This is a genomic window from Ensifer sp. 38_S197 (assembly GCF_056924495.1).
Genome location: NZ_JBXOVZ010000002.1, coordinates 1889809 through 1902184 on the forward strand (window position 1 = coordinate 1889809; position 12376 = coordinate 1902184).

At 62.2% G+C, this 12376-nt stretch carries 15 protein-coding genes; 10 read left to right on the plus strand and 5 right to left on the minus strand.

The features are described from left to right. The first annotated feature begins 57 nt into the window (after positions 1-57). Positions 58-402, plus strand: a complete 345-nt coding sequence (locus AC1Z3V_RS22250) for a TraR/DksA family transcriptional regulator (RefSeq protein WP_429808060.1) — start codon at positions 58-60, stop codon at positions 400-402. 41 nt (positions 403-443) lie between these two features. On the opposite strand, the gene AC1Z3V_RS22255 is transcribed toward AC1Z3V_RS22250, so the two are convergent. Continuing rightward, positions 444-899 carry a GNAT family N-acetyltransferase gene (locus AC1Z3V_RS22255; RefSeq protein ID WP_483501761.1) on the minus strand — a complete coding sequence of 152 codons (456 nt, stop codon included), beginning with the start codon at positions 897-899 and terminating at the stop codon, positions 444-446. A gap of 245 nt (positions 900-1144) precedes the next feature. On the opposite strand from AC1Z3V_RS22255, the gene trhA reads away from it, so the two are divergent. Then, positions 1145-1801 carry a PAQR family membrane homeostasis protein TrhA gene (trhA, locus tag AC1Z3V_RS22260; protein WP_483501763.1) on the plus strand — a complete coding sequence of 219 codons (657 nt, stop codon included), beginning with the start codon at positions 1145-1147 and terminating at the stop codon, positions 1799-1801. Between the two features lie 7 nt (positions 1802-1808). Here the strand turns inward: trhA and AC1Z3V_RS22265 are convergent, their stop codons facing one another. The 3 genes from AC1Z3V_RS22265 to AC1Z3V_RS22275 all read right to left on the minus strand — a co-directional run bounded on the left by AC1Z3V_RS22265 (position 1809) and on the right by AC1Z3V_RS22275 (position 4535). Next, positions 1809-2333: a hypothetical protein gene (locus AC1Z3V_RS22265; protein WP_483501764.1), complete on the minus strand. Its 525-nt coding sequence runs from the start codon at positions 2331-2333 to the stop codon at positions 1809-1811. A 110-nt stretch (positions 2334-2443) separates the two neighbouring features. Then, positions 2444-2851 (minus strand): peptide-methionine (R)-S-oxide reductase MsrB, encoded by a 408-nt coding sequence (gene msrB, locus AC1Z3V_RS22270; RefSeq protein WP_483501766.1) that lies wholly within the window; start codon positions 2849-2851, stop codon positions 2444-2446. Positions 2852-2942: 91 nt separating this feature from the next. After that, positions 2943-4535, minus strand: coding sequence for an EAL domain-containing protein (locus AC1Z3V_RS22275; RefSeq protein WP_483501768.1), 1593 nt, complete (start codon positions 4533-4535; stop codon positions 2943-2945). A gap of 460 nt (positions 4536-4995) precedes the next feature. Between AC1Z3V_RS22275 and AC1Z3V_RS22280 the strand changes: the two genes are divergently transcribed. The 8 genes from AC1Z3V_RS22280 (at position 4996) to mucR (ending at position 11748) form a co-directional block, all read left to right on the plus strand. Continuing rightward, on the plus strand, positions 4996-7359 hold the full coding sequence (locus AC1Z3V_RS22280; protein WP_483501770.1) for a putative monovalent cation/H+ antiporter subunit A: 2364 nt from the start codon (positions 4996-4998) through the stop codon (positions 7357-7359). Continuing rightward, complete coding sequence (locus AC1Z3V_RS22285; protein WP_173515940.1) at positions 7356-7775, plus strand: Na(+)/H(+) antiporter subunit B; 420 nt, start codon at positions 7356-7358, stop codon at positions 7773-7775. The genes AC1Z3V_RS22280 and AC1Z3V_RS22285 overlap by 4 nt, the downstream gene beginning before the upstream one ends. Next, positions 7775-8152 (plus strand): Na+/H+ antiporter subunit C, encoded by a 378-nt coding sequence (locus AC1Z3V_RS22290; protein ID WP_173515941.1) that lies wholly within the window; start codon positions 7775-7777, stop codon positions 8150-8152. Before AC1Z3V_RS22285 ends, AC1Z3V_RS22290 begins: the two co-directional genes overlap by 1 nt. Before the next feature lie 7 nt (positions 8153-8159). Then, a complete protein-coding gene (locus AC1Z3V_RS22295) occupies positions 8160-9722 on the plus strand; it encodes a Na+/H+ antiporter subunit D (RefSeq protein ID WP_483501772.1) in 1563 nt (520 codons plus the stop codon). Next, positions 9719-10195 carry a Na+/H+ antiporter subunit E gene (locus AC1Z3V_RS22300; protein ID WP_429808079.1) on the plus strand — a complete coding sequence of 159 codons (477 nt, stop codon included), beginning with the start codon at positions 9719-9721 and terminating at the stop codon, positions 10193-10195. Before AC1Z3V_RS22295 ends, AC1Z3V_RS22300 begins: the two co-directional genes overlap by 4 nt. Continuing rightward, positions 10192-10557, plus strand: a complete 366-nt coding sequence (locus tag AC1Z3V_RS22305) for a cation:proton antiporter (RefSeq protein ID WP_483501773.1) — start codon at positions 10192-10194, stop codon at positions 10555-10557. Before AC1Z3V_RS22300 ends, AC1Z3V_RS22305 begins: the two co-directional genes overlap by 4 nt. Beyond that, positions 10554-10913 carry a monovalent cation/H(+) antiporter subunit G gene (gene mnhG / locus AC1Z3V_RS22310; RefSeq protein WP_483501774.1) on the plus strand — a complete coding sequence of 120 codons (360 nt, stop codon included), beginning with the start codon at positions 10554-10556 and terminating at the stop codon, positions 10911-10913. The genes AC1Z3V_RS22305 and mnhG overlap by 4 nt, the downstream gene beginning before the upstream one ends. Positions 10914-11316: 403 nt before the next feature. Then, the gene (gene mucR / locus AC1Z3V_RS22315) at positions 11317-11748 is read left to right on the plus strand and encodes an exopolysaccharide biosynthesis transcriptional regulator MucR (protein ID WP_043620098.1); all 432 of its coding nucleotides are present in this window, start codon (positions 11317-11319) and stop codon (positions 11746-11748) included. 127 nt (positions 11749-11875) lie between these two features. Here mucR and AC1Z3V_RS22320 read toward each other — a convergent pair whose 3' ends face one another. Then, positions 11876-12298, minus strand: coding sequence for a SufE family protein (locus tag AC1Z3V_RS22320; RefSeq protein WP_429808084.1), 423 nt, complete (start codon positions 12296-12298; stop codon positions 11876-11878). Positions 12299-12376: the final 78 nt, after the last annotated feature.

Genomic DNA, 12376 nt, shown 5'->3' on the forward strand with positions numbered 1-12376 from the left:
CAACAATAAGAGCGGCTGCGGCGCGATCTTGCGCCGCCATCGCCGAGGAGTCTTCAGATGGACAAGTTTGCGCTTGACGATTTTCGCAGCCGCCTCGCTCACCGCAAGGAGGAGCTACAGGGGCGGCTGGTCAAGATCGAGCACGATCTCGATGAGCCGATGAACGCCGATGTGCCGGACCGCGTGACCGAGCGGGAAGGCGACGAGGTTCTCGAAGGCCTCGGTCTTGCCGGTCAGGAAGAGATCCGCGCCATCGACGCGGCACTCGACCGGATCGCCGCCGGCACCTTCGGCACCTGCGTCCGCTGCGGGCTGCCCATATCGTCGGCGCGCCTGCAGGCCGTTCCGCATGCGCCGCTCTGTCAGGAATGTGCGGCGGAAGTTACCCGCGGTGCAAGATGATCCATCGAGCGATCGCCGCGCCAGCGGCGATCCTTCGATTGTCATCTTAGTTCCAGCTTCAGTCTCGGCAGAAAGCGTCCCGGGATGACGGTCGACGCGATGACGCCGTCATCGACTGCGCCCATGCGGCGATAGAAATCGGCAGCACCCGGGTCGGCGTCGATCGTCATCGCCTTGGCGCCACGGTTGATCGCCGCCTCGACACACCAGTCGAAGAGGCTCCGGCCAATGCCGGCGGCGCGGACGTCGGGCTCGATGAAGAGCTTGTCGAGTTCGGCGATCTGGCCATGGGAGCGAACCTGCGCCAGACCGAGGATCCGTTCACCATCGACGGCGATTTGCAGATCGGAATCCTTCCAGTCCTCGGCCGTCAGCGTCAACGCCGGACGGCACGCCTCCAGAAAGGCGGCGTCGTATCCCCACACCGCCTTCGACCGCAGGCAGAGGTCGCTGAGCGCGGCCGCCAGTTGCGGCTCCGGGGTGCGTAAGACTGACATGGTTCTCCTCCTGATCGGCACGTCATCCTGTGCGCCCCATGTGGTCGTGACCGGGCCCGCAAACAAGGTCCCATGCACTTCGCAGACATGTCATGCGATTGTTGTAATGCGTTGCAAAAGTTGATGCTTTCGGCACGCTACCCTATCTTTGCGGCAGCTCGGGGCTGTGGCAGGATGACGATGGCGGCGCGACAGAACGGGCGCGTGACGGAAAGAAGGACAGAGACCCCGGGGAGAGGGATTGCGTGGAATTTGCTGGCGTCAAATGGAACTATGATCGCTCGGAACTGATTGCCGACGGCATCGTGCACGGCATCGGCCTTGCCGCCGCGCTGGTCGGTGTCACCGCGCTGATCTTCTACGCGACGCTCTGGAGCACCAGCGGCCAGCTTGCCGCCGCCGCCGTCTACGGGGCGGGGCTGCTTGCGACGCTGTCGATCTCGTTTCTCTACAATCTCTACCCGATCTCGCGCACCAAATGGTTCCTGCGCCGCTTCGACCATTCCTCGATCTTCATCTTGATCGCGGCGACCTATACGCCGTTCCTGCAGCGCGGCCTGGACGACCCGTTCCTGTTCGTGATGCTGATCGGTATTTGGGCGATCGCCGCCCTCGGCGTTGCGATCAAGTGTCTGTTCCCCGGCCGGTTCGACCGGCTGGCGATCCTGCTTTATCTCGCCATGGGCTGGAGCGGCGTGCTCGCCGCCGAGCCGCTCCTGTCGGCGCTGACGGCAACGACGCTGGTGCTGATCCTGATCGGCGGAATCATCTATTCCGCCGGCGTCATTTTCCATGTCTGGGAAAAGCTGCGCTTCCAGAACGCGATCTGGCACGGCTTCGTCGTGACCGGTGCAGCCGTGCATTATTCGGCCGTGCTGACCTGCTATAGCGCCGCATCCTGAACCGTGGTCAGTTTGGCGCTTCGCCCGCAGCGGCAGCGACAGGCGGATGCTGACAGCCTTCCGATGGCCTCAGCGCTTCCGCCATGCGTGAGATCACGCCGTCGAAGCTGGTGAGCCGGCTCTTGCGGTACTGCAGGCGGAAATAGGCGGCGCTGCCGTCGCAGAGCGCGATGGCACGCGTATAAAACACCTCTTCGCCACGGACACCCGAAAAGCTTGCCCAGGCGGTCGTCACGCGCGAATAGGCGATCCGCCAGTCGCTCTCGCGCTCGTAGCCGATGCGGTCGTTGACGTCGGTTTCGAAGTCGCCATCAAGCAATGTGCTGCCAAAGACCGAAAGGGTCGCGCCATTGTCGTTGGCATGGAAGCTGGCGCCGTCGCCATTGTCGCCCTGGCTCTGCAACTCGAAGCCAGGCGGTATGTCGAGCACGTAGCCGAAACGCGCATTGGCATAAGGTACCCAGTCGTCGGCGGCCGCCGCTGCCACGGCCGACGAGAGCAGGAGAGTGAGTGCTGTCAGTATGCGCAGCATGCGGACCTCCTCTCGCTTGCTCGACAGATAGTCTAGATAGCGCGGCCCCGGCGCAGGGCCTGTTCCTAATGGAACACCAGACCCCATGCCACTCCTTCCGCGCGCCGGTGTCAATCCTCGGTAAACGTCATCGCATGGCCGTTGAGGCAATAGCGAAGTCCCGTCGGCGGCGGGCCATCCGGGAATACGTGACCAAGATGGGCGTCACAATCGGCGCAGCGGATCTCCGTGCGCACCATGAAGTGCGAACGGTCCTCGATTTCCCGGATCGCCTGATCGTCGATCGCTGCGAAATAGCTCGGCCAGCCGCAGCCGGAATCGAACTTGGTGTCCGAGCGGAAGAGAGCCCGGCCGCAACAGACGCATTCATAGGTGCCGGTCCGCTTGTTGTTGAGAAAAGGGCCGGTGAACGGACGCTCGGTACCCTGCTGCCGGGTGATGCGGTATTGTTCCGGCGAGAGCATGGCCCGCCATTCCGCATCGGTCTTCACCACCTTGGGCATCTTTACAGTCGTCATGGAAGATCTCCTGTCGTTGCGGCGACTATATAGGAATGCTGCCGGAAGCGCGCAATCGACGTGTCTCGCCTTGCGGCCGACGCGGCGTAGGTCAGGCGATCTCGCGGCGGATCACCGTCGGGCCGGCCCCACGCCGACGTTTGCTGTTGTTGTAGAAGGCGATGAATTCCGCTGCCGGCAATGCCTTGGAGAACAGCCAGCCCTGGCCGTATTGCACGCCGCGCTCGATGAGATAATCGGCCTGCTCCTGCCGCTCGATGCCCTCGGCGACGATGTAGAGGTCGAGCGACTTGGCGATGTCGATGATATGCGGCGTGATCGAACTGGTGGCGGAATCCGTCCCGATCGTGTCGATGAAGGACTTGTCGATCTTCAGTGCATCGAGCGGCAGCTCCTGCAGATATTGCAGGCTCGAGTAGCCGGTGCCGAAGTCGTCGATCGCCACCGAGTGGCCGCGCCGGCGGGCTTCCTCGATCGTCGCGCGAGCCGATTTCACATCCATGAAGCCGCGCTCGGTCGCTTCCAGCCAGATCTGCTGGGTCAAGATGCCGGTGTTTTCCAGTGCTGCCTCTATCACCGGCAGGATGCGCCCTGATTTGATGTCATCGGCGGCGAGGTTGACGGCAATATGCAGCGAGCGATCCGCAAGGAGTATCGTTCTCAGTTCGGCGATCATGGCATGGATGACTTGGTCGGTGATTTCTTCGATCAGGCCATTCTCCTCCGCCAACGGTATGAAGAGATCGGGGCGGACCATTTGCCCATCGGGCCGCCGCCAGCGCACGAGCGCTTCCGCGCCGACGCAGATGCCGGTCTTCAGTTCGATCAGCGGCTGATAGTGGACGATGAACTCGCGCCGCTGCACCGCGATCGAGAGTTCTCCGAGCGGCGAAAGGCGGCGCCGCGACAGCCAGACGACGAGACCGACCATCAGTGCTGCGACCAGGGCCCCGACTGGCAGGAGCAGCAGCCGCTCCCGGTCCATGTCGTTTAGAATGGCGATACCGGGGGCACTCGCAACGGCAATCCAGTTTGCGCCCCGTGAGGTTGCGAACAGGTCGTCGCCGTCGCTGCCGGTTCCGGGAAGTTCGGCGAGCCGCGCCGTAAGCGACGCATCCGGATTATTCAGAGTGCCGATCAGGACACCATTTTTCGTGGCCACCGCAAGCCGGGTGCCGGGCTCCGCAATCACGTCGACGAATCGAGCCGGATTGGTCAGCGCGGTATAGGAGCGATATCGGAAGGCCGTCATGGGGGCGCCGGTACTGATCGTCGGATACATCCGCGGGATGACTTCGACGCCGTTGCTGGCGAAAAAATCGGCGGACGGGGAGCGGGTGAGACGGCGCGGAGGGTAGCCCCACGACGTGCACCTCAGCAGCCCGTTCTCGAAGTAGCCGATATCTTCGATGGAGGTCGTGTTGACGACGAGCGAGCGCAGCGCTGCGATGTGCGTCGACATGCATGGCGGCATGTCGAACCGGTCGGCGACCTTCAGCGCCCGGAAGGCTTCCTCGAGCGCCGCATCGGCGCGCATGATGGCGTAGTTGGCAAGGCGCGAAAGCCGCGTCTGCTCGCTGCGCACCGCGATCGACCAGGACAGATAATAGGCCGCCAGCATCGGCAGGATCGCGCCGAGTGCAGCCAGGATACTGGCGATGACGACTATGCGAGATCGTTCCAAGCAGGCCTCGCCCGTGATCGTTGGTTCTTCAGTTCATGCTGCTTGCCGCAGAAAGACGCTTCGATAAGCGGAGCCTGGCAGTTCGCGGATGTCGTCGAAGGCAGACGTTGCGAGCAGCCGTTGGTTTCCGCCGGTCCGGCGATCGAGGCTTCGTATTATTTTGAATTGAAGAAGCCTTTACGTACAACTACCACGTCTTATTGTCCCGATTCCAGGACGTTCGATCCTGCTGCGACGACAACTGAATATTATGCTAACAGCATTTTAATTGTAGTCGGTGGCCGCCGCATGAAACGAACGAATCTGATAGTGCTTGGACTGCTGTCTCCGATCTCCGAAGCGACTTTAGGGCACATAACGTCGATTTTATCTGGATAAGGCTTGAGGCGCCATAACCCTTCTTTTATGTCGGGTCTTCGATTGATTGTTTGGTGAAAATATAAAGGAGCAGGCCAGGACGATGGATGTTGCGGCCCTGACATTTCTGGCCCTCGCACTCCCATTCGTGGGGGCCTTGGTCGCGCCGCTGCTCACGCGCCTGCTCGGGCACAAGGCGGCCTGGGTCCTGGCACTCTTCCCCGCGGCCATAGTCCTGCATTTCACCCGCTTCTGGCCGGAAGTGGCCAAGGGCGAGGTGGTCACCGGCGGCTATGCCTGGATCCCGTCGTTCAATGTCAGCTTTTCCTGGCTGATCGACGGTCTGTCGCTGACGTTCGCCCTGTTGATCGCCGGCATCGGCATGCTGATCGTGCTCTATTCCGGCGGTTACCTGAAAGGCCATCCGCAGCAAGGGCGGTTCTTCTCGTTCATCTTGATGTTCATGGGATCGATGCTCGGGCTCGTCGTGTCCGACAGCTTCCTGATGCTCTTCGTTTTCTGGGAACTGACCTCGATCACGTCGTTCCTGCTGATCGGCTTCGACCATTCGCGCGAAGCGGCCCGGCGTGCGGCGCTTCAGGCGCTGGTCGTGACCGGAGGAGGCGGGCTGTTCCTGCTCGCAGGACTTCTGATCACCTGGAATGTCAGCGGCGTCACCCAGCTTTCGCTGCTCATGGCCTTTGGCACGGAGATGCGCGAAAGCCCGTTCTATCTGGCGGCGCTCCTTCTCGTTCTCGGCGGCGCCTTTACGAAGTCGGCGCAGTTCCCCTTCCATTTCTGGCTGCCGAACGCGATGGAAGCACCGACGCCCGTCTCGGCCTATCTGCATTCGGCGACCATGGTGAAGGCTGGCGTCTATCTGTTGATGCGGCTCAATCCCGTTTTCGGCGGCACGCCTGAATGGCAGATCCTGCTGCCGCTCTTTGGCGTCGCTACGCTCGTCATCGGTGCAGCCCTGGCCTGCCGCCAGACCGACCTGAAGCTGATGCTCGCCTATACGACGATGGCGTCGCTCGGCCTGCTCGTCATGCTGACCGGTCTCGGCGCCCCGCATGCGATCGAGGCGGCGGCGCTCTATCTCGTCGCACACTCCCTGTTCAAGGGCGCGCTTTTCATGGTTGCCGGCATCATCGACCATGAGACCGGCACGCGCGACGTGACGAGGCTCGGGGGCTTGCGCTCGGCCATGCCGCTCACCTTCGTCATTGCGCTTGCCGCGGCATTCTCGATGGGCGGGCTGTTCCCCTTCTTTGGCTTCATCGCCAAGGAGGAAATCTACTATGCACTCTCCGGCTTCGACCGCCGCTCGATGGTCTTTGCTGCGCTCGCGATCTTCGGCAATGCGCTGATGTTTGCGGCCGCCTTCGCCGTAGCCCTCAAGCCATTCGTCGGTGCGAAGGTCGAGACGCCGAAGGCGGCCGCGCACGAGGCGCCGTTGCTGCTCTGGCTCGGACCGGCGCTGCTCGCCGCCAAGGGGCTTTCGGCGGCGTTGCTCTCGGGGCTGACCCACGAACTCGTATCGGCGCCGATGGCATCAGCGATATCAGGCGAACCGCGTACGGTCACGATATCGGTCGTTCCGCACGTCGGGGTGCCGTTGGCCATGTCGATCGCGACTGCGTTGATCGGAATCGTCTTCTACCTGAAGCTCGATCGCCTGCGTGGCTTCATCGCCACGATCCTTGCCGATATCGGCTGGGGACCGGACCGTGGTTTCGACCAGTTCATTCGCGGGCTCGTTCGTTTTTCCGGCGCCCTGACGCGCCGGCTGCAATCCGGCCGACTCGATGTTTACATGACGGTGACCTTCATCCTGGTTGCCTTCGTGCTGCTGCTCGTTCCGCTCATCTATGGCGAACTGCCGCGCGCGCCGTTCTTCGCACCCGATGTGCCGCTACATGAGCTTGCGATCATGGCAATCGCGGTCATCGGTCTCGTTGCCGTCGTGCTCGCACCCGATCGGCTGACGGCGATCGTCTCGCTCGGCATCCAGGGTTTTGCCGTGGCCGTCATCTTCCTGCTCTATGGTGCGCCGGACCTTGCCTTCACGCAGTTCATGATCGAGACGCTGTCAGTCGTCGTGCTGGCGCTGGTGATGACAAGGCTCAGGCTCTCGCCGTCCGACCATCGGCCGCTCGCACAGAAGGTTCCGGATTTCGCCATCGCGCTCGCCTGCGGCGTCGGATTCAGCCTGATGTTGCTGAAGGCGACGGGTGTTCCCTTCGACGCCACGCTGACCGATTTCTTCAATCTCTATTCGAAGTCGATCGCGCACGGCGCCAATGTGGTGAACGTCATCATCGTCGATTTCCGCGGCACGGACACGCTGGGTGAGATCGCGGTGCTGATGGTCACCGGTCTTGCCATCCTGTCGCTGGTCCGCTTGAGGGCCGGTTCGCTTCGCCGTATCGCCGACAACGATCCGGATGCGGAGGAGCGCGCATGAAGTCGGTGATCTTCCGGGCCGTCGCGCCGTTTCTTGCCAGCCTGATGGTGCTGTTTTCGATCTTCGTGCTGCTGCGCGGCCATAACGAACCCGGTGGCGGTTTCATCGGCGGGTTGATCGCGGTTTCGGCGCTGGCGATCTACGGCATCGCCTGCGGCGTCGAGACTGTGCGCCGCGCGATCTATTTCCACCCGATGGCAATCGCCGGCGCGGGGCTCTTCGCATCGGCGGTCGCCGGCCTGATCTCGATTGCCGCACGCGTCCCGTTCATGACCGGTCTCTGGATCTATCCCTCGGTTCTCGGCGTGGAGATCCCGCTGTCGACCGTGATGCTCTTCGACTGCGGTGTCTATCTCGTCGTCGTTGGCGCGATCAGCTCGGTTGCGCTTTCGCTCGAAGAGCGGGGAGGCGAGTGATGGAAGCCTGGTTCGCGTTGCTCGTCGGCATCTTCTTCACGGTGGCGGTCTATCTGCTGCTGTCGAAGTCCATCATCCGCGTCTTGCTTGGTGTCGCCATCCTCGGCAACGCGGTCAACCTGCTGATCTTCACCGGCGGGCGGCTGACGCGCGGCGTGCCGCCGGTCATTCCCGGCCACCAGGATACGCTCACGGGACCGGCCGCAAACGCTCTGCCGCAGGCGCTGATCCTGACGGCAATCGTCATCTCCTTCTCCTTCTTCGCTTTCCTGCTGGTCCTGGCGTGGCGCGCCTACGAGGAGCTGCAAACCGACAATACCGACGAGATGCGCGTCGCCGAGCCGAAGGACGAGCCGGCTCCGCCGCTTGGATATTGACCGACCCATGGCCGCTTCGACTTCTCCCCCCGCAGATCTCGCCGCCGCGCTCGTTCTCGATCCGGTCGCCTCTGCCGAATGGCTGGTGATCCTGCCTGTCGCCTGGTGCCTGGCGATTGGCGCACTGCTGGTGATGCTGCGCCGAAAGATCGACTGGCATCCCTATATTGCGGTCCTCGGCCTTGCCGGCCTCGTTCTCATCGACGTTCTCCTGCTTCGGCATGTACTCGCAAGCGGTCCGTTGACGATGGTCATGGGGCGCTGGCTGCCGCCCTTCGGCATCGCCTTCACCGTCGATCTCACCGGCGCGCTCTTTGCGCTGGCGGCCTCGGTGGTGGCCCTTGCCGGCGGGGTCTATTCGCTGGCCGATATCAATGACAGCGGCCGGCGCTACGGCTTCTATCCGTTCCTGATGCTCCTGATGGCGGGTGTCTCCGGCGCCTTCCTGACGGGCGACATCTTCAACCTCTACGTCTGGTTCGAGGTGCTGCTGATCTCCTCCTTCGGCCTGATCGTGCTCGGCTCCGAGCGGGAGCAGATCGACGGCGCAGTGAAGTACGGCTTCCTCAATCTGATCGCGACCACGCTGTTCCTGATCACCACAGGCTATCTCTATGCGAGCTTCGGCACGCTCAACATGGCCGATATCGCCCGCAAGGCCGAAGGTCTTGCCGGTACTGCGCCGCTGATGACGCTGACGGCGCTCTTCGTGCTCGCTTTCGGCATGAAGGCGGCAGCCTTTCCGGTCAATTTCTGGCTGCCGGCTTCCTATCACACGCCGCGCGTCGTGGTATCGGCGCTCTTCGCCGGCCTGCTGACCAAGGTCGGGATCTACGCCCTGATCCGCGTCACCGTCATGCTGCTGCCGATCCAGCGCGAGGAACTGAGTTTCGTCGTCGCGCTTGCCGGCGCGCTGACCATGCTCGTCGGCGCCTTCGGGGCGCTGGCGCAATCGGATTTCCGCCGCATGCTCGGCTATCTCGTGGTCGCCGGCATCGGCTCGATCCTCGCTGGTATTGCCGTCGGCGGGCCGGGCGGTATCGGCGGGGCGATCTTCTACGCGCTGCATTCGATGCTGGTGATGACTGCGCTTTATTTCGCATCCGGCATCGCGGCCAGGCTCGGCGGCAGCTTCTCGCTTTCGTCGCTTGCAGGCCTTTATCGTCGCCATGCCGGTTTCGCGGCGTTGACGCTGATGCTGGCCTTCGCCGTTTCCGGGCTGCCGCCGTTCTCCGGCTTCTGGCCGAAGGTGATGCTGGTCAAAGCGGCGCTCGATATCGGCGCCTGGTGGCTGGCAGGGGCCCTGCTTCTCACCGGTTTCCTGACGACCGTTGTCACCGGGAGGTTCTTCCTATTGGCCTATTGGCGCGATGCCGGCGCCGGGGAGGGAGCGACGGCGTCCGCGACGATCTCGCCCGCGGCACTCCTGCCGCTTACTGCATTGACTGTCCTCGCCCTGGCGATCGGCCTCTATCCGGAGCCGCTGCTTGCGACCATTCAAAGCGCGGCGGCGGGGCTCTCCGAACCCTCGGCCTATCTGAACTCGGTTTTCCCGGGAGGTGCCCCGTGACCAAGTTCCTCACCATCAACCTGGTGTTCACGGCGATCTGGGGGGCGATCAGCGCCAGTTTCTCGCTGGCCAATCTGATCCTCGGTTTCGCCGTCGGAGCTCTTTCCCTGTCGCTGATCCGGCGCGAGCTCCAGCCCGTCACCTATCCGGTGCGGCCGCTCAAACTGTTTCTGCTGACGGCTCTGTTCTTCAAGGAGTTGGCAATCTCGGCAACCAAGGTCGCCCTCATGGTGATCCAGCCGAAGATGGTGCTGAAGCCCGGCATCTTTGCCTTTCCGCTGACGGTCAAGAGCGATTTCGAGATCGCGCTGCTTGCCAATCTCATCACCCTGACGCCAGGAACCCTTTCGGTCGACGTCTCCGACGACCGCCGGACGCTCTACGTCCATGCGCTCGATTGCGCCGACCCGGGCGGCTTGCGGCGCGACATCGCCAACGGCTTCGAACGGCGGATAAAGGAGGCGTTCGAATGAGCCTGCCAGACCAGATCGAAGCCTTCGCCACGGGCTTCGCGCTCATCGCGCTGTCTACCGCCCTTCTGGTTACCGTCTGGCGCATCGTCCGCGGCCCGACCCTGCCGGACCGCGTGCTCGGTCTCGACATGCTGGTGGCGATCGCCATCGGCCTGATTGCCGTCGTCGCGATCCGCACCGGTTTTAACCTTTACATCGACATTGCCATCGCCCTGGGCCTGGTCGGCTTCCTGGCGACGATCGCCTTTGCGCGTTTCGTCCTCGCTCGCGGGCTTTCGCCGGAAAGCGCGCCGGAAGCAACGCGCGTCTCCACACCGCGATCCAACGCGGTCCGTCGCAGGCACAAAGGAGGCCGCCGATGAACCCGGTGCTGGAGATGGCCATCGCCGTGTTGGTTGCCGCTCTGTTGATCGTCGGCGCGATCTTTTCGCTGCTTGCGGCAATTGGCATCTTGCGTTTTCCCGATCTTTACACCCGTATGCACGCAGCGTCGAAGGCCGGCACCATAGGTTCCGGCCTGTTGCTGCTGGCTGCAGGCGTTCATTCTCTGGATGCGGCAATACTGATTCGGGCGCTTGCAGGCTTCTTCTTCTTCGTGCTGACTGCACCAATTTCGGCTCATCTCTTGGCAAAAGCCGCACATCAGGCTGGTTACAAACTTACGAAACTGTCAGTCGTAGATCAGCTTCCGCAAAAGGAAGAGCCACGTCGTCGCTGATCGATGACATTTCTGAATTTGTATTTCAGAACTTTGCGATGCAGTGTGGCCATTTTAGCAATTTGGAGATAAAGTTGCTAAGTGTCGGCAAATTTATGTTTGGACATTTCACGCATCGATGTTAATCGGGTAAATGTAAAGTGTCGTCGCGGAAAATACTTTGATCTGAAATTCCAGCTTGAGTTGTGTATGTTTGGTTGTTGCTTTGAGAGTTCGGTCGTCCCGGTGACTCGGCAGCAGGTTTCGTAATCAAAATTCCAACTCTTGATATCGTGGCCGGCGTTTGTCTTTGCCGCGTTTGATGGTCCATCCCAAGGCAGCGAAGGCTTCCTGACGGCTCTTGCAAGCGTTCCTCCCCCGAGACGTCGTTTCGGGTTGTGCTGAAGTCCGATAGGAGAAAGAAATGACTGAAACAGCGCTTGGCGCGAGCCATGAACTTCTGGTTGAACTGACGGCGGAAATCGTTGCCGCCTATGTCAGCAATCATGTGGTTCCCGTCGCCGAGCTTCCCACGCTGATCGCAGACGTGCACTCGGCCCTCAACAACACCGCGGCGCCGGCACCGGTCGTCATCCCGGTTGAAAAGCCGAAGCCGGCCGTGTCGGTTCGCAAGTCCGTCCAGGACGACCAGATCACCTGCCTTGAATGCGGCGGCACCTTCAAGTCGCTGAAGCGTCACCTGATGACCCACCACAATCTGTCACCGGAAGAATACCGCGAGAAGTGGGACCTGCCGACCGACTACCCGATGGTTGCGCCCGCCTATGCGGAAGCACGCTCGCGCCTCGCCAAGGAAATGGGCCTCGGCCAGCGCCGCAAGCGCCGCGGCAAGTAAGGCTTCAACCGTCTGGTGATGCGTTGCGGCTGTTTGCTGCGAGTACCTGACGGCATTTGGTTTGATCACAAAGGGCCGGGCCTGAGCGTCCGGCTCTTGTGCTTTGTGCTGTCGGGTCCTGACGGTGTCAGGCCGCCAGCCGAAGCTCCGCTTCGTTCTTGATGCGGCGGATCATCGAGCGCAGGCCGTTGGCGCGCTGCGTCGAGAGATGCTCGATCAGGCCGATCTTGCCGAAGGTATCGATGGCATCGATCTCGGCGATCTCCGAGGCATGTTTGCCGGAATAGATGGCGAGCGCGATCGCGACAAGGCCGCGCACGATATGCGCATCCGATTCACCTTCGAAGGTCAGCACGGGGTCCTCCGGATCGCCCGTCGTCTGGGTGACGAGCCAGACCTGGCTGGCGCAGCCCTGAACCTTGTTTTCCTGGGTCCGCTTGGCCTCAGGCATCTCCGGCAGCGCCTTGCCGAGTTCGATCACATAGCGATAGCGATCCTCCCACTCGTCGAGGAAGGCGAAATCGTCGATGATCTGCTCAAGCGTCGTCATGATCCAGGTCCAGTTGTCGGAATAGTATACCCCCGCCGGCCCTTGCCGCGAACGAGGTTCGTCCCTGCCATGCCCTTT

Coding starts and splice junctions, on each gene's coding strand:
- AC1Z3V_RS22250 (WP_429808060.1), top strand. CDS start 58: ATGGACAAGTTTGCGCTTGACGATTTTCGCAGCCGCCTCGCTCACCGC.
- AC1Z3V_RS22255 (WP_483501761.1), bottom strand. CDS start 899: ATGTCAGTCTTACGCACCCCGGAGCCGCAACTGGCGGCCGCGCTCAGC.
- AC1Z3V_RS22265 (WP_483501764.1), bottom strand. CDS start 2,333: ATGCTGCGCATACTGACAGCACTCACTCTCCTGCTCTCGTCGGCCGTG.
- msrB (WP_483501766.1), bottom strand. CDS start 2,851: ATGACGACTGTAAAGATGCCCAAGGTGGTGAAGACCGATGCGGAATGG.
- AC1Z3V_RS22280 (WP_483501770.1), top strand. CDS start 4,996: ATGGATGTTGCGGCCCTGACATTTCTGGCCCTCGCACTCCCATTCGTG.
- AC1Z3V_RS22285 (WP_173515940.1), top strand. CDS start 7,356: ATGAAGTCGGTGATCTTCCGGGCCGTCGCGCCGTTTCTTGCCAGCCTG.
- AC1Z3V_RS22290 (WP_173515941.1), top strand. CDS start 7,775: ATGGAAGCCTGGTTCGCGTTGCTCGTCGGCATCTTCTTCACGGTGGCG.
- AC1Z3V_RS22295 (WP_483501772.1), top strand. CDS start 8,160: ATGGCCGCTTCGACTTCTCCCCCCGCAGATCTCGCCGCCGCGCTCGTT.
- AC1Z3V_RS22305 (WP_483501773.1), top strand. CDS start 10,192: ATGAGCCTGCCAGACCAGATCGAAGCCTTCGCCACGGGCTTCGCGCTC.
- mnhG (WP_483501774.1), top strand. CDS start 10,554: ATGAACCCGGTGCTGGAGATGGCCATCGCCGTGTTGGTTGCCGCTCTG.
- mucR (WP_043620098.1), top strand. CDS start 11,317: ATGACTGAAACAGCGCTTGGCGCGAGCCATGAACTTCTGGTTGAACTG.
- AC1Z3V_RS22320 (WP_429808084.1), bottom strand. CDS start 12,298: ATGACGACGCTTGAGCAGATCATCGACGATTTCGCCTTCCTCGACGAG.